We start from the raw sequence: 22,042 nt of genomic DNA, 5'->3' as shown, positions 1-22,042 counted from the left end.
GGATGGTCAACCGGCAGGGCGGGCTTCAGGGCAGGTTTGGCAGCTCCGGCTGGTACAGCCACGGCTGGAGGAGGGCTGCCGCGTCGAAGCCGGGGACCGTGGAGCAGCTCTCATCGGCCAGCTCGATGAGGTCGGCAGTACTGACGTGCTGGTGCCTGAACCGGGCGGTCCAGTCGCGAAGCATTCCGAAAAAGAGCTCGTCGCCGGCGGCGGTCCTCAAGGCGTGGAGCGCCAGGGCGCCGCGTTTGTAAACCCGGTCGTCGAACATGTCCGAGCCGCCGGGATCACCAATGATCAGATCCTCCGGTTCTGTGGCGAGCGCACGCCACGCCTCGGTGGCCCGCTGCGAAGTGGAAAGGGACCCCGACCTTTCTGACCACAGCCATTCGGCGTAGCAGGCGAAGCCCTCGTGCAGCCAGATATCCTGCCAGGCACTCACCGTCAGGGAGTTACCGAACCACTGGTGGGACAGTTCGTGGGCGATGAGCCGCTGAGATTCCCACTCGGTGGTGAGATGGTTACTGCCCAGAATCGACAACGACTGCGCTTCCAACGGAATCTCCAGTACATCGTCAGCTACCACCACGGTGTACGCATCAAACGGATAAGGGCCGAAGAGTTCGGTGAAGGCGCTGATCATCTCGTGCTGACGCGAGAGTGCGCGGCGTGCCGCGTCCCGCAGGCCCACGGGTGCGGCAGTGAACTGCGGCACGGGGGTGGTGCTGGACCGCTCCAACTGGTAGCGGCCAATCTGGACTGTGGCCAGATACGTGGCCATCGGCTCTGGCTGGTCATACACCCAGGTGCCGCGACTCGCTTTTGGCGTATGGGATACCAGCCGGCCATTGCAGATGGCGCGGTAGTTCGCGTCGGTGGTGACAGCCATCCGGTAGGTGGCTTTGTGGCTGGGATGGTCATTGCACGGGAACCAGGACGGGCTGCCGGTGGGCTGCCCGGCAACGAGGACGCCGTCAGTGAGCTCCTCCCAGCCCACCTCGCCCCAGGTGCTTCTGGTGGGTTTGGGGTTTCCGCCGTACTTGATGTCGAGGGTGAATTCCTGACCCCCGCCGATGGGTTCACCCGGGGTGACGATCAGCCGGGATCCTCGCGTGCTGAAGCGCTGGACCTGGCCGCCGCTCAGGGTCACCTTGGTGACTTTCAAACCCGCCAGGTCCAGCTCAATCCGCTCCAATGACTGGGACGAGGGACCGGCGGCGCGGCCGGTGATGACGGCGCGGGCGGTCAGTCGGTTGCTCGCCAGCCGGTAGTCAAGGTCAAGGTCGTAGTGCAGGGCGGCCCAGTCGGCGGACCCGTGCCCGGGGGTGTAGGGGTCGAGCGTGTCACCTACGCGCGCGACGACGCTTTTGATGGCTTCCCTCATGGGGCTACCGCCGGGCTTTTCCACGGGCTGACCGGGTTGCCGATCCAGTAGCTTCCCGCTGGCACTGTCTCGCCGCGCATTACCAGCGACGCCGGTCCAACCGTCGATCCGCTAGCCAGGCAGGCGGCAGGAAGTATCACTCCGTGGGGTCCCATGGTTGCGCCATCCTTCAAGGTTACGGTGTCCATGGACATCACCCGGTCATGGAAGAGATGGGTCTGGATGACGCACCCGCGATTGACTGTGCTGCTGTCACCAAGGGTTACCAGGTCGGCTTCCGGCAGCCAATAGCTTTCGCACCACACGCCGTGGCCGATCCTGGCTCCCAGGGCCCTTAACCACCAGACGAGTGCGGGAGTGCCGCTGGCCGCCCGGGCAAACCAGGGGGCGGTAACCGTTTCGATGAAGGCGTCGACAACCTCGTTCCGCCAGATGAACGAACTCCAGAGGGGGTGTTCACCCGCACTGATTCGGCCGACCAGCAACCATTTGACGGCGACCGCGCTGACGGCCGCCACCGTCCCGGCCGTCATCATGACCAGCCCGCCGAGGAGTGCAGCAACCAGGTAGCCCCACTGCCCGGCAATGGCGTCGAGCCCCACGAGCACCAGCACGGCGATCACCACGGTCAGCAGCGTTGCGGCGAGCCGGCACACCTCCCATGCTCCCCTTGCCACCTTCAACCGTCGTGGTGGGTCGAAGGTTCGGGTCTGATCGGCTTCCATCTGGGTGCGGCGCAACCGGACCGGCGGGCTTCCCAACCAGGACGTACCGGCTTTGGCCTTGGCGGGGGTGGCGGACAGCACCGCCACCAGCGAATTTTTGGGTACCCGGCGGCCCGCGGCGGTCATCCCCGAATTGCCGAGGAACGCTCGCTTACCGATTTTCGCCGGCGCCACCTTCATCCAGCCCCCACCGAGTTCGTAGGATGCGACCATCGTGTCATCGGCGAGGAAAGCGCCGTCGCCAATGGTGGTCATTTTCGGAACCAACAGCACAGTCGAAATCTCGACGTTCTTGCCGACCGTAGCGCCAAGAAGTCGCAGCCACACCGGCGTGAACAGGCTCGCGTACACGGGGAAGAGCAGATCGCGGGCCAGGTCAAGGACTCGTTCGGTGGCCCAGACCTGCCAGCCCACACGGCTCCGGACCCGATGATACCCCTCCCGCAGCCCGATCCCGAGCAGTCTGACGGCTGCCAGGATCAGGATCATCGTTGCCACAAACCAGAGCAGGCCAGCGATGGGCACCGACCAGGCGAGTTGTGGCAGGGCGTCGGACAGTCCTGCGGTGCCGCGCAGGGCGGCGAGGATCGGCAGGGCAGCAATGGCGGCGGCCAGATAGGGAATGCCCGAGAGGATGCCCGAGGCGGCGGCGAATGCCGGGAAGCTGAGGGTGACCGACGGCGACGACGCCGGAGCATCGGGCCAGATGGGCTTGGCTTTGCCGATCCGGGTGGCAGGGGACCCAGCGTACTGCTGGCCGGGACGTACCTTGCCCAGGACCGCCGAACCCGGGGCAACCTGTGAGTCGGCGCCCACCCGGGTGCCGGGCATCAGCGTGCTCCTGGTGCCGATGAGGGCTCGCTCCCCGACGCTGATCCTGCCGATGTGGACCAGGTCGCCATCAATCCACCAGCCCGAAAGGTCCACCTCAGGTTCGACGGAGCTGCCGCTGCCCAGATGAAGCATTCCGGTGACCGGGGGGACCGAGTGGAGGTCGACGTCGCGCCCAATCTTTGCCCCCAGCGCCCGGGCGTAGTAGGTGACCCACGGTGCGCTGGCAAGACTGACTGCGGCTGCCATGTCCGCGATTTGTTCGGCAAGCCAGAGTTTCAGGTGCACCCTGCCGCTGCGGGGGTAGCTTCCCGGCTGGACCCCGCGTAGCAGGATCCTCGCGGCGATAACCGAAATCCCCATCCGCCCCAGCGGGCTGACGAACACGATCCAGCTGGCAAGGATCCACCCCCAGGACAGCGTGGTTGTCGCTGCGATCCCGGAGATCACGAGAACCTGATTGATGATCATCAGGTAGGTCAGCCAGCGCATCCCCACCAGCATGAAGAGGGGAATGCCCATCAGCGTCTGGAAGATCTGGGCTTTGCGGGTGGTGCGGGCGACGTTCCGCTCAATCCTGATCGTGCCGCCGACCGGTTCCGATCCTTTCACCATGTCAATCAACGCGCCCACCCGCGGGTGGGCGTAAATGTCGGCAACCGTGACCGTCGGATACTGCTGCCGCAGGGCGGACACCAGCTGCGCCGCAGACAGGCTGCCGCCACCGTGGGCGAAGAAGTCCGCATCCAATCCCGACGCCGGGACGCCGAGTACTGCCGTCCACTGGTCCACCACCCACTGGGCTTCGTCGTCGAGGGCCGGGGCGTCGTCGTCGTTGTGCTGGGCGAGGGGCCAGGGGAGCGCCGACCGGTCCACCTTTCCGCTGGTTTTGGTCGGCAGGGAATCGGTTTCGCTCAGCATCGGAATCAGCGCCGCGGGCAGCGAACCAGCAAGCTCGGAGCGCAGCTCCGGCAGGTCCAGCGGTGCTCCGGCGGCGACGAGATAGCCCACCAGTATCTGGTTGCCGGCGGCGGTGGTCTGCACTGCGGCTGCGGCACCTGCGACGCCGGGCAAGGACTGCAGGGCGGCGTCGACTTCGCCGAGTTCGATCCGTCGGCCGCCGAGCTTCACCTGTTCATCGGCGCGTCCCATAAATTCGAGCCCCACCGGGTCAAACCTGACCAGGTCCCCGCTGCGATAGGCGCGGTCCCAACCCAGCGACGGCATGGGAGCGTATTTTTCCTTGTCCTTCTGCGGATCGAGGTAGCGGGCCAGCCCAACCCCGCCGATAATCAGCTCACCGACCTCGCCGGCGGCCACCGGAATACCTGAACTGTCGACGACGGCGAGATCCCAGCCGTCCAGGGGGAGCCCAATGCGCACCGGTCCTGGACCGCCGAGCAGAGCGGCACAGGCGACGACGGTCGCCTCCGTGGGGCCGTAGGTGTTCCACAGCTCCCGGTCCTCGGTCGCCAGCCTTGCTGCGAGCTCGGGTGGGCAGGCCTCTCCGCCGAAGATCAGCAGTCTGACGGCTTCGAGAGATTCGACCGGCCACAGGGCGGCAAGGGTAGGAACCGTCGAAACCATGGTGATGCCGTGGGTGATCAGCCACGGACCGAGATCCATGCCCGAACGCACCAGGGCACGCGGGGCCGGCACCAGGCAGGCGCCGTTGCGCCAGGCCAGCCACATCTCCTCGCAGGAGGCGTCGAAGGCGACGGAGAGTCCGGCGAGGACCCGGTCGGTGGGGCCCGCCGGCTCGGCCTGCAGGAACAAACGGGCCTCGGCGTCGACAAACGCCGCCGCCGAGCGGTGCGACACTGCAACACCCTTGGGTGTTCCGGTGGAGCCGGAGGTGAAAATGATCCAGGCGTCGTCGTCGGGGGTCGGCATCCTCGGTGCAGGGAAAGGAGCTTTCCGCCCCTTTTGAACCACCGGTTTGCGCCCCGCGCGCAGGATGCCTGCGACCTTCGCTTCGGAGAACACAAGTTTGGCGCGTTCGTCGGGGTCGTCGGCGTCCACCGGGACGTAGGCTGCCCCGATCATGAGGATCGCGAGGATGGCGATGTAGAGCTCGGCGGTTCCGGACGGAATACGAACGCCGATCCGGTCGCCAGCACCCAGCCCGGCCAGGTGAAGCTTTTTCCCCATCGCCCTGACACTCGAGAGCAACTCGGCGTAACTGAGGCTGGTGGTGCCGTCGTCGAGCGCTGAGGCGTCGGGAAACGTGTCAGCAGTGGCGGTGAGGATATCAATCAGGGTGCGCGGCTGCGGGGCCGCTGACCGGCGGGAAAGTTGGGGGGTATGCGGCGTCACCAGATAAGTGTCCCATCCGGAATCGGGACTCGTGGCGGCTACACGCCGTCGTCGGTCACAAACCGAATCACACGAAAACCAGGTACGTCACGACGGTGATCAGGCCGGTCAGTGCGGCACCCCAGGCGAGGTCCACGGCGATCAGGACCGCTGGCCACCGTTTCAGTGTCGAGGCATTGGTGAGGTCATAGGTCGCATAGGCGAAAAAGCCCAGCGCCCCACCGTAGCCCAACGCTGCCAACCATGACTCGGCGGCCAATGCGGGCTGAACAGCGAAGAGCACGATGCCCGCTACATAGATTAGGTAGAACGCTGCCGCATAGAGAAAATTGGGTTTGTCGGCAAGCTGGTCGCCGAGATGCCGACGATAAAATTTGCTCATCGATTTGAGCCACACGGCGTCCAGCAGCAGGAATGTCGCTGCGGCAACCAGAAACTGCAGGAAGATCATGGACAGGAGCCTAACCCAGATGACCGGTGCCGACCTGTTCGTGGTGCGCCGTACCGCCTCGGCCGGCGCCGCCGCTGACCTGGCGGAGGGCATCACCTTGCTGCGCGCTGTGGCGGCGGGGGATCGTCCCGCTACGCTGCGACTCTATCGGCCGGAGCCCACCGTGGCGTTCGGGCAACGCGACACCCGGTTGCCGGGTTTCCCTGCCGCCGAAGAGGCTGCACGGGCACTGGGGTTTGAGCCGCTCGTGCGCCGGGCGGGAGGCAGGGCCGCGGCCTATCATCGTGGCTGCCTGGTGATCGATCATGTCGAGCCGCAGACTGACGCCGTCGCCGGGTCGCGGAACCGCTTCTCCGGATTCGGTGAACTACTCGCGTCAGCGCTGCGCTCGGTGGGAGTGACCGCGGCGGTGGGGGAAATTCCCGGCGAGTACTGTCCCGGCGAATACAGTGTGCACGGTATTGGCGATGACGGTCGGCGCGTGAAGCTGGTGGGGACAGCCCAGCGGGTGGTCGCCGGGGCCTGGCTCTTTTCCTCGGTAATTGTGGTGGAAGACTCGGCCCCGATCCGGGAAGTGTTGACCTCGTCGTACGCGGCGATGGGACTGGACTGGGACCCGGCCACGGCCGGCGCCGCGAATGACCTGGTGAGTGGCCTGACCGTCGGCGACGTCGAAGACGCCGTCCTCGCCGCCTATCGCCGCGCGGGATATGGGTTTGAGCCGTCGGAGACTTCCACAGCGGTCCAGCCCAGCGTATCCTGACAGCCAGAACGACCGTTGCGAGCTGATCGCACCGGTTTCCACCGGCTCTCGGGTGGGGGTCTTAACCAGCGACCGCCCCGCGGCCAGCTGGCCACGGGGCGGTCGTCGTCGTACTGGTTGTGCTCTAGGCGGCACGCAGGATCTAGTGGCCGCGCGCAATCCATTCATCAAGTGATGGCGCCTCGGCGCCCACCGTCGTTGAATCGCCGTGCCCGGGGCGAACCACCGTGTCAGCCGGGAGGCTGAGCAGGCGGTCACGGATGGATTCGATGATGGTGGGGAAGTCGCTGAAGGATCGGCCAGTCGCGCCGGGACCGCCCTGGAACAGGGTGTCGCCGGTAAAGACGGTGCCGGCCTCTCCGAGGTAGAAGCTCACGGACCCGGGGGAATGCCCGGGGGTGTGCAGCGCCTTCAGGGTGACGCCAGCGACCGTGAATTCATCGCCGTCGTTGATGTCCTGGTCCGGCGCCGGGTCAGGATAGACCTGGTCCCACAGCATCCGGTCGGCCGGATGCAGGTGGATGGGCGCCCGGACAGCGTCGTAGACGTCGCCGACGGCGCGGATGTGATCATCATGGCCGTGGGTGAGCAGGATGGCTCGGACCTGTCGCCCATTGATCTGTTCCACCACCGCTGCAGCGTTGTGCGCAGGGTCGATGACGATGCATTCGGTGTCATCGCCGATGATCCAGACATTGTTGTCAACGTCCCAGGTTCCGCCATCGAGGGAGAAGGTTCCGCTGGTCAGCAGGTGTTCAATGCGTGCAGCCATCAGAGTTCCACCACCGAGCGCAGCACCGAGCCGTCGTGCATCTTGTCGAACGCGGCTTCAACCTGGTCGAGCTTGATCCGTTCGGTGACGAAGGCATCGAGGTCCAGGTTGCCCTGCTGGTAGTGGCTGACCAGCATTGGGAAGTCCCTGGAGGGGAGGCAGTCGCCGTACCAGGACGACTTGAGCGAGCCGCCGCGACCGAAGACATCGAGCAGCGGCAGTTCCAGCATCATGTCAGGGGTGGGGACGCCCACCAGCACCACTGTGCCGGCGAGATCGCGTGCGTAGAACGCCTGTTTGTAGGTTTCGGGGCGGCCGACGGCGTCGATCACCACGTTGGCGCCGTTGCCGCCGGTGAGGGCCTGAATGGCCTCGACAGCGTCCTGGTTCTTGGAGTTGACCGTGTGGGTTGCTCCCAGTTTCCTGGTTGCTTCAAGCTTTCGGTCATCGATGTCTACGGCGATAATCGTCGTCGCACCCGCGAGCTTGGCGCCAGCGATGGCTGCACTGCCCACGCCGCCGCAACCGATGACGGCTACCGAGTCGCCCCGGCGCACGTTGCCGGTGTTGATGGCGGCGCCGATGCCTGCCATGACGCCGCAGCCCAGGAGGCCGACGGCGGCCGCATCCGCTTCGGGATCCACCTTGGTGCACTGGCCGGCAGCGACGAGAGTCTTCTCGGCGAAAGCGCCAATACCCAGGGCAGGGGAGAGCTCGGTGCCGTCTTCAAGCGTCATTTTCTGGGTGGCGTTGTGGGTGTTGAAGCAGTACTGCGCTTCACCGCGACGGCAGGCACGACATTCGCCGCAGACCGCACGCCAGTTCAGGATGACGCGGTCGCCGGGTGCTACCTGGGTAACGTCGGGTCCGACGGCGCTGACCACACCGGTGGCTTCGTGGCCGAGGAGGAAGGGGTAATCGTCACTGATCCCACCCTGCTTGTAGTGCAGATCGGTATGGCAAACGCCGCAGGTGAGGATATCGACCAGTGCTTCACCAGGTCCCGGATCTGGGACGAGGATGGTCTCGATGCTGGCTGGTGCGTTCTTTTCCCTGACAACTACGGCTTGGACTCTATGAGCCATTTCAACACGGTCCTTTCGGTTGGGTACCGGGCGGTATCCCAAGCATAGGCACGGAGTCGGACAGTGGCTCAATCACGTGATCTTTCCCCCACTTTGGGCAAGTTCAGCGAGTTTTAGGGTGGACGTGACCCGGATAGGTTGCTCGGGCGGCGTGACCGGGCCTGTGCTGGAGCCAAAGATCAGCTACGAAGAAGATCAGGTAGTGATCAGAAGGGATGTTGAGGCATTGCCTGAGGCGGGATATGACTGTCCCGGCAACGACATGGTCGCGACGACCGTTGAATTGGCAGAACCGGTTGGCGCTCGGAAATTAGTCGATGGAGGTTGTCTGGCCGGGGAGGCTGCGACCACGCCATTCTGCGAGAACGACGGCGTACGCACCCCGTGGCGTTCGCCTGCCGGGTCCTGAAGAGACCGTTCACGCTGTTCGCTGTGAGCTTAATCCGGGTTGGTCCTGCCGGCCTGCCTGACGCCGAAGAATGTCAGTGGCAGATGATGTGATGGAGGTATGAAGCAGCAGGAGAATACCGGCGGGAACCGCAGCATCGCTGAGGTTTTTACGGCCAGCCTGGGTGCGGCTAGCCCGGGTTCTGTTGACTCGGTTTCGTTGGCTGGGATGGATCCGTCGTGGAGCACCGGCGAGGTGGCCGGTGTGTTGCGGCGACTCGGGAAGGCCAGCCGGGCCCACCGGTATGCGGCCAACACGGCGGCCACCAAGGTGGAACTGGCCGGCCCCGAATCGCTGGTCTCCATGTTGCTGCCCTGGGAAGCCAACCGCGTCCCCGCGAAGAAACCCGCCGGAAAAGCCGCTGACGGACCGGCTGACGGACCATCTGACGAAGCGTCGGATCCGGTGGCGGGGATCTCGGACCTGTTACTGGCCGCGGATCGGTTGCTGTCCTGGGCCACAGCCCGGCAGGCCGAACTGATCGCTGATCTGCACCGCGAAGTGCAAAGCCTCGCTGCGTCCCGGGCCTCGTCCCGGCAGGGCATCGGCACAGGGCTTGGGTTCACCCTCACCGTCGAGGAACTAGCGCCGTTACTGAACATTTCCGGGCGGGCCGCCCACCGGTTACTGGATCACAGCCTGACCCTGGCCCTGGACCTCCCGAAAACCCTCCAGTCCCTGGGCGCGGGTGTGATCGCTATCCGGCAAGCCCAGATCATCGCCGACGAAGCCCTGTTCCTACCGGCCGAGGTGCTGGCCGGGTTCGAGGATCAAGTCCTCCAACGCGGAGCGCACCTGACCCCACCCCGGTTGAAAAGCCTCTGCCACCGGATCCGGGAAAAGCTCCACCCCGATTCCATCACCACCCGCAAGGCCGCGGCCGTTGAGGACCGGCACGTGGAACTCACCCCCGCCCACGACGGCATGGCCTGGTTCTCGGCCTATCTTCCCGCCGAACAGGCCTGCGGCATCGAACACCGGCTCACCTTCATGGCCCGTGCCCTGCAACACCCGCAAGAAGACCGCACCCTCACCCAACTCAAAGCCGACCTCCTCGGAGACCTCCTCACCCACCACTGCGAACCCGGCGCGGCAGCAACCAGTCCAACCAACCGCGCCCACCCCGTTGAACACGACGGCAGCACCACCGGAGACGGCGGTACTGGAGACGGCAGTGCGGGAGACAGCGGTGCGGGTGGGATGGATTTGGCGGCGGTTCTGGGGGTGCACCCGGTGGTGTTCGTGACCGTACCCGTGATGACCCTGCTCGGTGGTAACACACCAGCCGACCTCGCCGGGTACGGGCCGATCGACCCGGACACCGCCCGGAAACTTGCCGCCCACGCCAAGGGATTCACCCGGATCCTCACCCACCCCGAAACCGGCACCGTCCTGAGCGTCGGCCGGGAACGGTATACGGTCCCGGAAAGTCTCCGACGGACCATACTCGTCAGGGATAAAACGTGCCGACACCCCGGCTGCAACCGGCCAGCCCCGGCCTGCGATCTCGACCACACGATCCCCTGGCACCAGGGCGGCACCACCAGCTACGACAACCTCGCAGCGCTCTGCCGCAAACACCACAAACTCAAAACCGACGGCTACTGGCACTACCACCAGCCTGACCCCGGCATCCTCACCGCCACCTCACTGACCGGCAAAACCTACACCACGCTCCCCGATCCACCACCCTTCTAAAAAGAGCGGCCAGGTGCCGCAGAGAGACAGGCGCGGTCGCTAAGAAAGGCCGAGGGAGCAGGACGGCGTCCTGGGAGGAATGGAGACACGCAGGGGTGGTGGCAATGCGAACGGGCTACGCGCCGATACGAGCCACAACGTCCGATACCGAGGGGTTGGTGGCAGCAGATCCATCGGGGAAAAGCACCGTCGGGACTGTCTGGTTGCCCCCGTTGAGGGATTCCACCAGTGCTGCGGTGCCTTCTACCTCTTCGATATTGATCTCGGTGTAGCCGATTCCCTTGGCATCGAGCTGCTTCTTCAGTCGACGGCAGTAGCCGCACCAGCTGGTTGAGAACATGGTGATCGTGCCGGCATCGGGAGTGTAGTCCACGGTGCTCCTTCGTAAGTTGTCGAAACCTTCAGACGGAAAACTGAAGTTGTTGGGTGCAGGGTCGATTTTGCCCTGCACAGTGTGCAACACGCACGGAATCATTTAGATTCCGCAGGACGAACAGTGTTCTCAGAACACTGATTTCAGGTCGCTGCAGGTCAGACGATTTCGCGGAGTGACACGGTGCCGTCGTCGGCGATTGATAGCCCCGGATTGTGGCAGACCTCCCAGTGGAAGCCATCAGGATCCGCGAAATACCCTGAGTAACCGCCCCAGCTCATCGCGGTTCCTTCGGCAATCAGTTCTGCTCCTGCGGCAACAGCGGCATTGAGGACGGTATCCACCTCTTCGGGGGAATCCACGTTGTGACCCAGGGTGAGCGGAGGCGCAACTGGACCGTGCCCAATATTCCCGGCTTCGGCGGCCAGATGGTCACCCCTGAAGAGAGACAGCACCAGACCATTGCCCACCTGGAAGAACGCAACCTCATCAGGAACGTAAACCAGAGGGTCCCAACCCAGGGCCTTTGCGTAGAAGTTGTAAGCCGTTTCAAGGTTGCGGACGCCCAGCGTGATGACTGAGACCTGAGGTTTCATGAGTTGATCCTACTGACACTTTCGCGGTTCAGCACCGGCGCGCGCTTGCAAGGTTGTTGGTCGCGTCCAGCACAGCGGATACCATCAGAGAGTTAACCCGCCGTCCCACCTTTGCTAGGAGACCACTGTGTCAGCGCCCTCCCATATCACCCTCATCGTCGACGGCGAAGAGCACCAGGTGACCACGGGCACTTCCGGCGTTGACCTGTTCGCCGAACGCCGCGACGTCGTCGTCGTCCGGGTGAATGGGGAACTGGTGGATCTCGATCAGCCAATCCCCGCCGACGCCCAGGTGGAGCCCATCACGATCGGTTCGCCCGAGGGTCTGGAAGTGCTGCGCCACTCGGCCGCACACGTTATGGCACAGGCCGTTCAGCAGCTGCGCCCAGGCGCCAAACTGGGTATCGGCCCGTACATCACCGACGGGTTCTATTTCGACTTCGACGTTGAGGCTCCCTTTACTCCCGACGATCTGAAGCAGCTTGAGAAGATGATGCTGAAAATCGTGAACAGCAACCAGCTGTTTGTTCGCAGGGTCGCAACCGAGGCTGAAGCCCGCGAAGCGATGGCCGACGAGCCGTACAAGCTGGAACTGATCGGCCTCAAGGGCGGTTCGGGCGATATCACCGACGACGACGGCGCGTCAGTCGAGGTCGGTGCCGGCGAACTGACCATTTACGACAACATCGATCGCAAAAGCGGCGACGTCGTCTGGAAGGACCTCTGCCGCGGTCCGCACCTGCCGAACACCAAACTCATTTCGAACGCGTACGCCCTGACCCGGTCCGCCGCAGCCTACTGGCGTGGAAGCGAAAAGAACCAGCAGCTGCAACGCATCTACGGCACCGCCTGGCCCACCAAAGACGAGCTGAAGGCCTACCAGGAACGTATCGCCGAAGCCGAGCGCCGCGACCACCGCAAACTCGGCACCGAGCTGGACCTGTTCTCGTTCCCAGATGAGCTCGGTTCCGGCCTGCCGGTGTTCCACCCCAAGGGCGGAATCATCCGCAAGGCGATGGAAGATTACTCGCGTCAGCGTCACGTCGACGCGGGCTACGAGTTCGTCTACACCCCGCATATCACCAAGGGACACCTCTACGAGGTGTCGGGCCACCTGGACTGGTATCGCGACGGTATGTTCCCGGCAATGCACGTCGACGAGGAACTCAATGAGGACGGCACGGTGCGCAAGCCGGGCCAGGACTACTACCTCAAGCCGATGAACTGCCCCATGCACAACCTGATCTTCAAGTCCCGCGGTCGGTCCTACCGCGAACTGCCGCTGCGGATGTTCGAGTTCGGCTCCGTCTACCGGTATGAAAAATCGGGTGTGGTGCACGGCCTGACCCGCGTCCGTGGCATGACCCAGGACGACGCCCACATCTACTGCACCCGCGAACAGATGAAGGACGAGCTCACCGAGACGCTCAACTTTGTTCTCGGACTGCTCAAGGACTACGGGCTGGATGATTTTTACCTGGAACTTTCCACCAAGAACCCTGAAAAGTCGGTAGGTTCCGACGATATCTGGGAGGAAGCTACCCGGACCCTCGCCGAGGTGGGCGAAGCCTCGGGTCTGGAACTGCGGCCTGATCCCGGCGGAGCGGCGTTCTACGGTCCCAAGATTTCTGTCCAGGCCCGGGACGCCATCGGTCGCACCTGGCAGATGTCCACCATCCAGCTGGACTTCAACCTGCCGGAGCGGTTCGAGCTCGAATACCAGGCCGCGGATGGCACCCGCCAGCGACCAGTGATGATCCACCGTGCACTGTTCGGCTCCATCGAACGGTTCATGGGTGTCCTTACCGAGCACTACGCCGGCGCGTTCCCGGCCTGGCTTGCCCCGGTCCAGGTACTCGCGATCCCGGTCGCTGAAGCCTTCAACGAGTACCTGTTCGACGTCGTTGACAAGCTCAAAGCCGAAGGCATCCGCGCACAAGTGGACATTGGCACTGATCGGTTCCCCAAGAAGATCCGCACCGCGAGCAAGGAAAAGGTTCCGTTTGTGCTGATCGCCGGCGGTGACGACCAGGACGCCGGGGCCGTATCCTTCAGGTTCAGGGACGGCAGCCAGGACAACCAGGTGCCGGTCGACGAGGCAGTCCGACGCATTGTCGAAGCTGTCCGGAATCGGGACAAGTAAAACGTATGGAGAGTGCTACGGGGGCTGACGGGCAAAACGCCGACGGGCGTTATCCCGGCGATGACGGTGTGACCGACGATTTCGAGATTGGTGGCGTACCTGACGCTTTTCAGCGCCTCTGGACTCCGCATCGGTTGGCCTACATCAAGGGCGGGCAGTCACAGTTCAAAGACAAGGACGACTGCCCGTTCTGCGTCGCTCCGTCCCGCACCGACGAGGAGTCACTCATCGTGCACCGGGGCACCTATGCCTACGTGATCCTGAACCTGTTCCCCTACAACCCGGGCCACCTCCTGGTCTGCCCCTACCGCCATGTCCCGGACTACACCGACGTCGACAGCAACGAAACCGTCGAGATCGCCGAACTTACCCAGACGGCCATGCGGGTGCTGCGCGACGTAGCCAAACCCACCGGATTCAATCTCGGGATGAATCAGGGGGTGACCGGCGGTGCAGGCATCGCAGCCCACCTGCACCAGCACGTGGTCCCACGGTGGGGTGGGGACGGCAACTTCCTGCCAATCATCGCGCAAACCAAGGCCATCACCCAGACGCTGGACGAAGTCAGAACGCAGATGGCCGCAGGTTGGCCGCGGGCCGAGAACGCTGGTGGCACCGGTGCTGAATAAATATGCACGCAGGTTCTTCACCACCCTGTTCAGTCCACTCGCCAGGCTCCTGCTCAAATGGGGAGTCTCGCCCGACACGGTGACCATCGTTGGCACGCTCGGCGTGGTGATCGGCGCTCTCGTCTTCTACCCGATGGGTGAACTGTTCTGGGGCACCGTCTTCATCACTCTCTTCGTCTTCTCGGACCTGGTCGATGGCATCATGGCCCGCATCAAAGGCACCGGGGGGACCTGGGGGAACTTCCTCGACTCAACCCTTGACCGGATTGCCGACGGCGCCCTGTTCGTCGGGGTCGCCATCTGGTTCTTTGGAGACGGCAACAACACCCCCATCGCCATTGCAGCCTTGGCCTGTCTGGTCCTCGGCATGCTGGTCTCCTATGCCCGGGCGAAGGCCGAATCTCTGGGCTTCACGGCCAACGTGGGGATCGCCGAGCGAGCTGAACGGCTGGTGTCGGTCCTGGTAGTAACCGGCCTGACCGGTCTCGGGCTGCCGCATGGTTTCCTGCTCACCGTCCTGATCCTGCTGGCTCTCGCAAGCGTTGCAACGGTGATCCAGCGCGTGGTGGCTGTGCACAAACAGGCGATGGCAGCCAACGAGACCCGCTAACGGCAGATCCGGCCCATCCGCGGGCGTATTATTAATTGTTATCTTTTACCTAACTTAGGGGCGAATTGTGTCCACCGTTGAAGAAAATTCGACAACCGCGCCCGTGACCGGCAGTAGCCGGGTCAAGCGCGGCATGGCAGAAATGCTCAAGGGCGGCGTCATCATGGACGTGGTCACCGCAGAGCAGGCGCGCATCGCCGAAGATGCGGGCGCCGTCGCCGTCATGGCGCTCGAGCGGGTACCCGCCGACATCCGTGCGCAGGGTGGCGTGTCCCGAATGAGCGATCCGGACATGATCGACAGCATCATTGCGGCTGTCTCCATTCCGGTGATGGCAAAGGCGAGAATCGGCCACTTTGTTGAGGCGCAGGTGCTGCAGTCCCTTGGCGTCGATTACATTGACGAGTCCGAGGTCCTGACCCCGGCTGACTACGCCAACCACATCGACAAATGGAAGTTCACCGCGCCCTTCGTCTGCGGTGCCACCAACCTCGGCGAGGCGCTGCGCCGCCTCAATGAAGGTGCCGCAATGATCAGGTCCAAGGGCGAGGCCGGCACCGGCGACGTCTCCAACGCCACGATGCACATGCGGAAAATCCGGTCGGAGATTTCCCGCCTGTCCTCGATGGCCGAGGACGAATTGTATGTCGCCGCCAAGGAACTTCAGGCTCCGTTTGATCTGGTCAAGGAAGTTGCCCGGACCGGTAAGCTCCCCGTTGTGCTCTTCACCGCGGGTGGCATCGCCACACCGTCCGATGCAGCAATGATGATGCAGCTTGGCGCTGACGGCGTGTTCGTCGGCTCGGGTATCTTCAAGTCAGGTAATCCGGCGGAACGCGCCGCGGCCATCGTGAAGGCCACCACCTTCCACGACGATCCCGAGATGATCGCCAAGGTCTCCCGTGGCCTCGGCGAAGCAATGGTCGGCATCAACGTGGACGAAATCCCTGAGCCTCACCGCCTCGCTGAGCGCGGCTGGTAAACACCCAGGTTCCAGAGAACAATAGAGCGGATCACCAGATTCTGGTGGTCCGCTCTTTTGGTTGCTACAGCTGCAGCCAGTAGGTCTGGCCTCTGCCGATCAGTTCAAAACCCCGCTGTGAGTACAGTTCATAACCCTGTGGGGTCGCGTTCAGCGCGAGATGCTCGGCGCCTGAGGCGGCAGCAGCTTTGGCGAGCCTGCTCAGCAGCGCGGTGCCCAGACCGTGCCGCTGATACTCCTGAAGCACCTCCATGTTGAAGATGCCGCCCAATCCTCGGAGCCCGGGAACCCCCGATGGGTAAAACGAATACCCGGCCCCGGCAACCGTGCCATCCACCCGCGCCACGGCGTGCCACGCCTGCCGGGGCTGGGACCGCACCACCCTGAGTTCTTGCGCCAGTGGCCCCCCATATTCGGGGACCTCGGTGGAAAGGACCGCGGCGTCGTCGTCGTACCCGGCTGGCTCCTCAACTGGCGCAGCCATCCACCAGGGCTGCCAGCCTGGGCTGAATCCCAGCCCGGTCAGTGGCGCGCCCTTGACACCGCCGCCCAGCCAGGCGCCCACCGTGTGGGCCCCCAGGCGGACACCCTCGGCCAACGCGGGCCGAATCCCTGCCGGAGAGATTTCCTGCGGAAAGAGCAGGATCAGTTCGCGGCGCGCTGGCAGCCACACCCAGTCGGACCCGTGGGTCGTGAAGGTGCGTCCCCCCGTCGCCGAGGACAACGCGGCAAACCAGGAACGTTGCAGGCGCTGGCACGCCGCGATGGTGACCATGGTGACTTAGACCAGCCCTCGGCGAGTCAGCAGCGGCTCAAGCAGGGCGTCGCGGCCGCGGAAGTTGCGGAACGCCTGCAACGGGTCGATGCTGTTGCCACGGGAGAGCAGCTCGGTCCGGAAATGGTCACCGTTTTCGCGGGTCATGCCGCCTGAGGATTTGAACCATTCAACCGTGTCAGCGTCCAGCACTTCGCTCCAGATGTAGGCGTAATAGGCAGCCGAATACCCACCCGCGAAGATGTGCTTGAAATAGCCGGTGCGGTACCGAGGCGGGACCGGGGAAAAGTCGAGTCCTGCTGAGGTGAGCGCTTCCCGCTCAAAGGCGACCGGATCAGCAACCGTGGTCCCCGCCGGAATCGCGTGCCACGCCAGGTCGAGCAACGCCGCGCCCAGGTATTCCGTGGTCGCGAAGCCTTCGCCCCAGGTCTGCGCGGCGAGCAGCTTATCAACGGTCTCCGCCGGCAGCGCTTCACCGGTCTGGTAATGCTTGGCGTAATTGGCGACCACCTCGGGCCACAGAATCCACATTTCGTTAACCTGCGACGGATACTCGACGAAGTCCCGCGGCACACTGGTCCCCGAGAACGTGGGGTAGGTGACCGAGGAGAACAATCCGTGCAGTGCGTGCCCGAACTCGTGGAACGTGGTCACCACCTGATCGAAAGTCAGCAGGGTCGGCTCGCCGGCGGGCGGCTTGGGAACGTTGAGGTTGTTGATGACTACGGCATGGGTGCCGTTCAGTGCCGACTGCTCCACGAAGGAGTTCATCCAGGCCCCGCCATTCTTGGTGTCCCGGGTGTAATAGTCGCCGAGGAACAGGCCCAGCCCTTCGCCGTCGGCGTCCTTGACTTCCCAGACCCGTACCTCTGGGTGGTAACCCTCCAGATCGTCCCGCTCGGTGAAGGTCAGTCCGTACAATCGGTTGGCGGCGAAGAATATCCCGTCCTGCAGGACTCGCTCCAACTCGAAGTACTGACGCAGCGAAGCGAGGTCCACGTCAAACTTGGCGGCACGTACCTTCTCGGAGTAATACGCCCAGTCCCACGCCTCGATCGGGTGACCGGCGGCGGCCTCCAGCTCCACCACCTCTTCCCGTGCGTTACGAACCGCCGCCGGGGCCAGTTGCCCCAGCATCCGGTGAATGGCGTCGAGCGACGGGGCTGTCTGGTCGTCCGTGGCAGCCGCGGCGTGGCTGTCGAAGCCCAACAGCGCGGCCCGTTCGGCGCGCAGCTCTGCCATCCGTGCGGCGATGGTTAGTGTGCCGTATTCGTTGTCTGCGAAGCCCCGGTTCACTGACGCCTCATGCAGGCGCTGACGCGTCGCGCGGTTGGTGAGAGTCTCGAGCGCAGGCTGGGCCGTTGGCAGAATCAGGGTCAGCAGGTACTTTCCCGGGTGGCCGGCCGATTCGGCTGCTGCGGCAGCTGAGCCAATGTCATCCGCTGAGAGGCCGTCCAGTTCTTCAGCCGTGTCAATCAGCAGTGCTGAGCGGTTGGTGTCCTTCAACAGCCGCTGCTGGAAGTCGGTGCTGAGTTGGGACAGTTCGGTGTTCAACGCCCGGAGCCTGTCCTGCGCTTCGTCGTCGAGTTGGGCGCCTGCGCTGATAAACCGTTTCACGTATTCCTGGACCAGGCGTGCCGCCTCGGCATCCAGCCCATCAGTGGACACTGCGCTGACCCGTTCAAACAGTCCGCGATTCAGGAAGATGTTGTCTTGATGAGCGGCATAACGTGGCGCCACCTCGGTTTCGAGCTCCTGAATCGCGGGAGTCGAGTGGGAGGATGAGCTGTTGTAGAACACCAGTGCCACCCGGCGCAGGGTTTCCCAGCCGCTCAAGGGCCACGATGGTGTTCTCGAAGTCCGCTGGTTCCTGCGCGGAGACGATCGCATCGATTTCGGCGAGATGCTCGGCGAAACCCGTCTCAAAGGCCGGCAGGTAGTGGTCATCCTGGATCAACCCAAACGGTGGAAGCTGATACGGCAGGGTACTGGGTGCGAAGAAGGGGTTGCTCATAACAACTAACCCTTACACATGGGTGGTCAGCTCTGCAGCACCCCGGCCCCCGAAACCACCCGAGGCGACCCTGCGCCGGGTTGGGTCGCGGCGCCTATCATGGGGATAGTCGTCAAAGGAGTCGCAAATGAGAGCTGTGCCACGCAGGATCGCCGCACTGGCGCTTGGTGTCGGGCTCCTCAGTGGCTGCTCCGGAGTGGATGGCGGTACCCCGGATGGGCAGGCCCCGGATGGGCAGGGCGGTACAGCGGGCCAGGGTCCGACGACGACGGCTGCCGCTCCGACGTCCGGCAGCCCCGCAACGTCTTCGCCGGTCGCCGAACCAACCCCCGAGAGCACTCCCGGGAAGGGTCCGCCCTGCGACGCGGACCGGTGCTTCAGCGTGGCGGCCACTGGCGACCTGCTGCTCCACCCTGGCCTTTGGGACCAGGCGGCGGCTGATGCCGTCGGCGGCAAGGCCTCCGGGGGCGCAGCGGTACCGTTTGATTTTGAGCCGCTGCTGTCCGGGCAGCGCGAATACCTCGATTACGCCGACCTTGGAATCTGTCATCTGGAAACCCCGGTGGCGGTCCCCGAGGGGCCGTTCAGCGGCTACCCGCAGTTCAACGTGCCACCCCAGATCCTTGAGGCTGCGAAGGCGGTCGGCTACGACGCCTGCACTACGGCTAGCAACCACACCATCGACGCCGGCACTGAGGGTCTGAACCGCACGCTCGACGTGCTGGACGGAGTTGGGCTTGAACACACCGGGTCCTACGCCGATGAGGCGGCCGCCGGGGAGGTCCTGATCCTCGAAACTCCCGCGGCACGGGTGGCTGTCATTCAGGCGACCTACGGTCTCAACGGGCTGATCCCTGAACAGCCCTGGCAGGTGGACCTGATCGACGCCGACGTGATGACCGCCAAGGCCCGGCAGGCCAGGGCGGAGGGGGCCGACGTCGTCATCGCCGCCATCCACGCCGGCGACGAGTATGCGACGCTGCCCAACGCGCAACAGGTGGAGGTAGCCCACGCCCTGGCCGATAGCGGTGAGGTCGACTTCATCTACGGCCACCACACACACTCGGTGCTGCCGATCGAAAAATACAACGACACCTGGATTGTTTACGGGCTCGGCAACGGTGTCAGTGAATTGTCTCCCTTTCACGCCGTCAATAATGAGGGGCTGATGATCAGGGCCCAATTCGCCGAAACCGACGGCGACTGGAGCGTTAGCGACCTGGCCTGGCTGCCGTCGATCATTGTCAGCGACCCGTATCGCTGGTGCGCGCTGGGGCCGAACCAGGCGCCCGGCACCTGCACCTCCCCGGAACGGGAAGCGGAGGTCAGCGACCGAATCGGCGCGGTTGTCGACACCTTCGGTGCGGTGGCCGACGGCGCCCACCCCTGGGACCTCGCCAACGACAGATGATCCCGGCGGGCGACTCTAGCGGGGTCGCGCCCCTGCATGCCGGCGGGCCAAATCGGCGAGACTGTCGTCCAGATCAGCCGGCTCGAATGACCCGAACTTCCGTTCGGCAGCCTTCCGCAGCAGGAAGTCGGCGATCGCCGGATTCTTTGGGAGCAAGGATCCGTGCAGATAGCTCGCAACAACGTTCAGGTGGCGTGCACCCTCGTGCCCGTCCTGCGAATTGTTGCCAGCACCCTTGGTGACAGTTCCCAGCGGCCTGACGCCAGCACCCAGGTGGGTTTGGCCACTGTGGTTCTCATACCCGTGGATCTCGCCGAACTCCTCGCTGTCCGCCACCACATTGCCGATCAGGCGTTCGTTGGTCCCATGAGTTTCGAGGTCAAGGATTCCGATGCCCGGGATGATCGTCCCGTCGTGGGTCTTGAAGAACTTTCCAAACAGTTGATACAGCCCGCAGATCACCAGCATGGGCAGACCATCCTCGGCGAGCTCCCTGAGCCTCGGCGCGATGGCCTGCAGGTCCTGCTGGATGACCAGTTGTCCACTGTCCTGTCCACCGCCGCCGATGATCAGGTCGACGTCGTCGGGGAACTCGTCGCCGGCGCTGTGCTCGAGGATGTTCGCGGTATACCCGTGCCAGGTCAGCCGCTGCTTCAGGACCAGGACGTTGCCCCAGTCGCCATAGATGTTCATTTCCTTCGGGTAGAGCTGAAGGATGTTAAGGGTGCCTTTGGTCATCAGGAAACCACCTCGACTGTCGTGATCTTGGAGAGGTCGCGCCGGACCGCGAGCATGGCCGTGTAGGTGCAGAAAATCCGTTTCGGCTGGTCAGAGGTTGAGCTGATGAACGCCCGGAGCGCAGCCGTTGTGTCGGGCTCCACAGCCCGCACCTCGACGTCGTCGTACTTCAACCGCAAAGCCATGTCATACGCACGGACGCCGCTGACCATTTCCACCCCAGCCAGACCAAGCGAATCAAAGTCGACGTCCCACAACCAGGACATGTCCCGACCGTCGGCGTAATTGTCGTTGATCGCGATCATGGTGGCGTAGCCGGTGGCATCGAACGATTTCAGCCCCAGCCGGAACCCGCTGGGATTCTTCACCAGCACCAGTTCCAACGGCTTGCCGTCCACCACGAGCGATTCGCCGCGCCCGAAGGCCGGCTCAACGGTGGCCAGGGAGGCGAACAGGGCCGCCCGGTTGATGGCGTCACCCAGGACGGTCCGCGCGGTGGCCAGGGCGGCTGCGGCATTGAAGATGTTGTAGACGCCACGAAGCCGCAGGTCCACGCTGGTCAGTTCGCCGTCGACCAGGAAGGACGCCGAGTTACCGTCGACGTGTTCCAGGATGACGTCAGCGGGAAGGCTTGAGGGGGGAGCGACGCCAATGTCGCCGCGCAGCTCGTCGTCGTTGGGGAAGGTGTTGCGCAACGAGGAATCGAGACCGAAGTAGGCGATCTTTGCGTTCGGCACGGTGGAGGCGATTCCGGCCACCCGGGGATCCTCACGGTTCAAGACGACTGTGCCAGTGGTCTTCGCGGCGATCTGTTCCAACAACCGTGTGGTCTGGTCAATCTCACCAAAACGGTCGAGCTGGTCGCGGAGCACGTTCAACAGAAGGCAATGAGTAGGAGGTACCAGTTTCACGAAGTGGACTGCATGCGCCTCATCCAGTTCCAGCACGGCGATGTCCGCCTTGAGCCTGCCCCGCCAGTTCACGTCGCCCAACAGCGCGGCGGCAACCCCGCGGGTAAAATTGCTGCCGGTCCGGTTGGTGAACACCGTCAGGCCCTGGCCCTGCAGGAGTTCCACCACCATCTTTGTGGTGGTCGTCTTCCCATTGGTTCCGCTGATCACCACCACCCCATGGGGCAGACCGGTCAAGGCGCGACCCATGAACCCCGGATCGATTTTCTCGACCACGAGGCCCGGCAGCGCCGAGCCTCCGCCACGCAACCGCGAGATGCGGCGCACGGCCTTACCGACCAGCACACTAAAGGGAAACATGGAACCTAACTTATCGCAGTCAGGGCGGCG

General features: G+C 64.1%; 17 protein-coding genes and 1 pseudogene. 7 read left to right on the top strand and 11 right to left on the bottom strand.

The window, feature by feature from the left end; all coding sequences use genetic code 11:
- Positions 1-25 precede the first annotated feature (25 nt).
- The 3 genes from DDA93_RS03635 to DDA93_RS03625 all read right to left on the bottom strand — a co-directional run bounded on the left by DDA93_RS03635 (position 26) and on the right by DDA93_RS03625 (position 5,704).
- Positions 26-1,381 carry a M1 family metallopeptidase gene (locus tag DDA93_RS03635; RefSeq protein WP_116778100.1) on the bottom strand — a complete coding sequence of 452 codons (1,356 nt, stop codon included), beginning with the start codon at positions 1,379-1,381 and terminating at the stop codon, positions 26-28.
- The gene (locus DDA93_RS03630) at positions 1,378-5,253 is read right to left on the bottom strand and encodes a Pls/PosA family non-ribosomal peptide synthetase (RefSeq protein ID WP_116778099.1); all 3,876 of its coding nucleotides are present in this window, start codon (positions 5,251-5,253) and stop codon (positions 1,378-1,380) included. The genes DDA93_RS03635 and DDA93_RS03630 overlap by 4 nt, the downstream gene beginning before the upstream one ends.
- Before the next feature lie 67 nt (positions 5,254-5,320).
- Entirely contained in the window at positions 5,321-5,704 is a 384-nt protein-coding gene (locus DDA93_RS03625) for a DUF2177 family protein (protein ID WP_019482457.1), read from the bottom strand.
- Between DDA93_RS03625 and DDA93_RS03620 the strand changes: the two genes are divergently transcribed.
- Positions 5,703-6,467, top strand: coding sequence for a lipoate--protein ligase family protein (locus tag DDA93_RS03620; RefSeq protein ID WP_116778098.1), 765 nt, complete (start codon positions 5,703-5,705; stop codon positions 6,465-6,467). The genes DDA93_RS03625 and DDA93_RS03620 overlap by 2 nt on opposite strands.
- A 142-nt stretch (positions 6,468-6,609) precedes the next feature.
- Here the strand turns inward: DDA93_RS03620 and DDA93_RS03615 are convergent, their stop codons facing one another.
- Together DDA93_RS03615 and DDA93_RS03610 are read right to left on the bottom strand one after the other, a co-directional pair.
- Positions 6,610-7,239, bottom strand: a complete 630-nt coding sequence (locus DDA93_RS03615; RefSeq protein ID WP_116778097.1) for an MBL fold metallo-hydrolase — start codon at positions 7,237-7,239, stop codon at positions 6,610-6,612.
- Complete coding sequence (locus tag DDA93_RS03610; protein ID WP_024477471.1) at positions 7,239-8,324, bottom strand: S-(hydroxymethyl)mycothiol dehydrogenase; 1,086 nt, start codon at positions 8,322-8,324, stop codon at positions 7,239-7,241. The genes DDA93_RS03615 and DDA93_RS03610 overlap by 1 nt, the downstream gene beginning before the upstream one ends.
- A 508-nt stretch (positions 8,325-8,832) precedes the next feature.
- On the opposite strand from DDA93_RS03610, the gene DDA93_RS03605 reads away from it, so the two are divergent.
- Positions 8,833-10,470: an HNH endonuclease signature motif containing protein gene (locus DDA93_RS03605; RefSeq protein ID WP_116778096.1), complete on the top strand. Its 1,638-nt coding sequence runs from the start codon at positions 8,833-8,835 to the stop codon at positions 10,468-10,470.
- Positions 10,471-10,585: 115 nt separating this feature from the next.
- Here DDA93_RS03605 and DDA93_RS03600 read toward each other — a convergent pair whose 3' ends face one another.
- Together DDA93_RS03600 and DDA93_RS03595 are read right to left on the bottom strand one after the other, a co-directional pair.
- On the bottom strand, positions 10,586-10,843 hold the full coding sequence (locus DDA93_RS03600; RefSeq protein WP_024477474.1) for a mycoredoxin: 258 nt from the start codon (positions 10,841-10,843) through the stop codon (positions 10,586-10,588).
- A gap of 158 nt (positions 10,844-11,001) precedes the next feature.
- Positions 11,002-11,439 carry a VOC family protein gene (locus DDA93_RS03595; RefSeq protein ID WP_019482451.1) on the bottom strand — a complete coding sequence of 146 codons (438 nt, stop codon included), beginning with the start codon at positions 11,437-11,439 and terminating at the stop codon, positions 11,002-11,004.
- Positions 11,440-11,566: 127 nt separating this feature from the next.
- Here DDA93_RS03595 and thrS point away from each other — a divergent pair, with 127 nt between their 5' ends.
- The 4 genes from thrS (at position 11,567) to pdxS (ending at position 15,803) form a co-directional block, all read left to right on the top strand.
- A complete protein-coding gene (thrS, locus tag DDA93_RS03590) occupies positions 11,567-13,582 on the top strand; it encodes a threonine--tRNA ligase (RefSeq protein WP_019482450.1) in 2,016 nt (671 codons plus the stop codon).
- A gap of 5 nt (positions 13,583-13,587) precedes the next feature.
- On the top strand, positions 13,588-14,211 hold the full coding sequence (locus DDA93_RS03585) for an HIT domain-containing protein (RefSeq protein ID WP_019482449.1): 624 nt from the start codon (positions 13,588-13,590) through the stop codon (positions 14,209-14,211).
- The gene (gene pgsA / locus DDA93_RS03580) at positions 14,201-14,821 is read left to right on the top strand and encodes a phosphatidylinositol phosphate synthase (protein WP_116778144.1); all 621 of its coding nucleotides are present in this window, start codon (positions 14,201-14,203) and stop codon (positions 14,819-14,821) included. The genes DDA93_RS03585 and pgsA overlap by 11 nt, the downstream gene beginning before the upstream one ends.
- A gap of 67 nt (positions 14,822-14,888) precedes the next feature.
- Positions 14,889-15,803 (top strand): pyridoxal 5'-phosphate synthase lyase subunit PdxS, encoded by a 915-nt coding sequence (pdxS, locus tag DDA93_RS03575; protein WP_024477477.1) that lies wholly within the window; start codon positions 14,889-14,891, stop codon positions 15,801-15,803.
- A 64-nt stretch (positions 15,804-15,867) separates the two neighbouring features.
- Here the strand turns inward: pdxS and DDA93_RS03570 are convergent, their stop codons facing one another.
- Both DDA93_RS03570 and DDA93_RS03565 read right to left on the bottom strand, forming a co-directional pair.
- Positions 15,868-16,578, bottom strand: a complete 711-nt coding sequence (locus DDA93_RS03570) for a GNAT family N-acetyltransferase (RefSeq protein ID WP_116778095.1) — start codon at positions 16,576-16,578, stop codon at positions 15,868-15,870.
- Between the two features lie 6 nt (positions 16,579-16,584).
- Positions 16,585-18,592: pseudogene (locus DDA93_RS03565) on the bottom strand (M3 family metallopeptidase).
- A 127-nt stretch (positions 18,593-18,719) separates the two neighbouring features.
- On the opposite strand from DDA93_RS03565, the gene DDA93_RS03560 reads away from it, so the two are divergent.
- The gene (locus tag DDA93_RS03560) at positions 18,720-20,003 is read left to right on the top strand and encodes a CapA family protein (protein WP_116778094.1); all 1,284 of its coding nucleotides are present in this window, start codon (positions 18,720-18,722) and stop codon (positions 20,001-20,003) included.
- A gap of 15 nt (positions 20,004-20,018) precedes the next feature.
- Here the strand turns inward: DDA93_RS03560 and DDA93_RS03555 are convergent, their stop codons facing one another.
- Entirely contained in the window at positions 20,019-20,741 is a 723-nt protein-coding gene (locus tag DDA93_RS03555) for a hypothetical protein (protein ID WP_019482443.1), read from the bottom strand.
- Positions 20,741-22,012: a Mur ligase family protein gene (locus tag DDA93_RS03550; protein WP_116778093.1), complete on the bottom strand. Its 1,272-nt coding sequence runs from the start codon at positions 22,010-22,012 to the stop codon at positions 20,741-20,743. Before DDA93_RS03550 ends, DDA93_RS03555 begins: the two co-directional genes overlap by 1 nt.
- Positions 22,013-22,042 lie beyond the last annotated feature (30 nt).

The sequence above is a fragment of the Arthrobacter sp. Bz4 genome (assembly GCF_003075455.1).
Taxonomy (GTDB): domain Bacteria; phylum Actinomycetota; class Actinomycetes; order Actinomycetales; family Micrococcaceae; genus Arthrobacter_D.
The sequence above is the reverse complement of the archived record's forward strand: the minus strand, read 5'-3'. Positions and strand labels throughout refer to the sequence as shown.

Excerpts from the sequence above, each read along its gene's own strand:
- DDA93_RS03635 (WP_116778100.1), bottom strand. The coding sequence starts at position 1,381 with ATGAGGGAAGCCATCAAAAGCGTCGTCGCGCGCGTAGGTGACACGCTC.
- DDA93_RS03620 (WP_116778098.1), top strand. The coding sequence starts at position 5,703 with ATGGACAGGAGCCTAACCCAGATGACCGGTGCCGACCTGTTCGTGGTG.
- DDA93_RS03625 (WP_019482457.1), bottom strand. The coding sequence starts at position 5,704 with ATGATCTTCCTGCAGTTTCTGGTTGCCGCAGCGACATTCCTGCTGCTG.
- DDA93_RS03615 (WP_116778097.1), bottom strand. The coding sequence starts at position 7,239 with ATGGCTGCACGCATTGAACACCTGCTGACCAGCGGAACCTTCTCCCTC.
- DDA93_RS03610 (WP_024477471.1), bottom strand. The coding sequence starts at position 8,324 with ATGGCTCATAGAGTCCAAGCCGTAGTTGTCAGGGAAAAGAACGCACCA.
- DDA93_RS03605 (WP_116778096.1), top strand. The coding sequence starts at position 8,833 with ATGAAGCAGCAGGAGAATACCGGCGGGAACCGCAGCATCGCTGAGGTT.
- DDA93_RS03595 (WP_019482451.1), bottom strand. The coding sequence starts at position 11,439 with ATGAAACCTCAGGTCTCAGTCATCACGCTGGGCGTCCGCAACCTTGAA.
- DDA93_RS03585 (WP_019482449.1), top strand. The coding sequence starts at position 13,588 with ATGGAGAGTGCTACGGGGGCTGACGGGCAAAACGCCGACGGGCGTTAT.
- DDA93_RS03570 (WP_116778095.1), bottom strand. The coding sequence starts at position 16,578 with ATGGTCACCATCGCGGCGTGCCAGCGCCTGCAACGTTCCTGGTTTGCC.
- DDA93_RS03560 (WP_116778094.1), top strand. The coding sequence starts at position 18,720 with ATGAGAGCTGTGCCACGCAGGATCGCCGCACTGGCGCTTGGTGTCGGG.
- DDA93_RS03555 (WP_019482443.1), bottom strand. The coding sequence starts at position 20,741 with ATGACCAAAGGCACCCTTAACATCCTTCAGCTCTACCCGAAGGAAATG.
- DDA93_RS03550 (WP_116778093.1), bottom strand. The coding sequence starts at position 22,012 with ATGTTTCCCTTTAGTGTGCTGGTCGGTAAGGCCGTGCGCCGCATCTCG.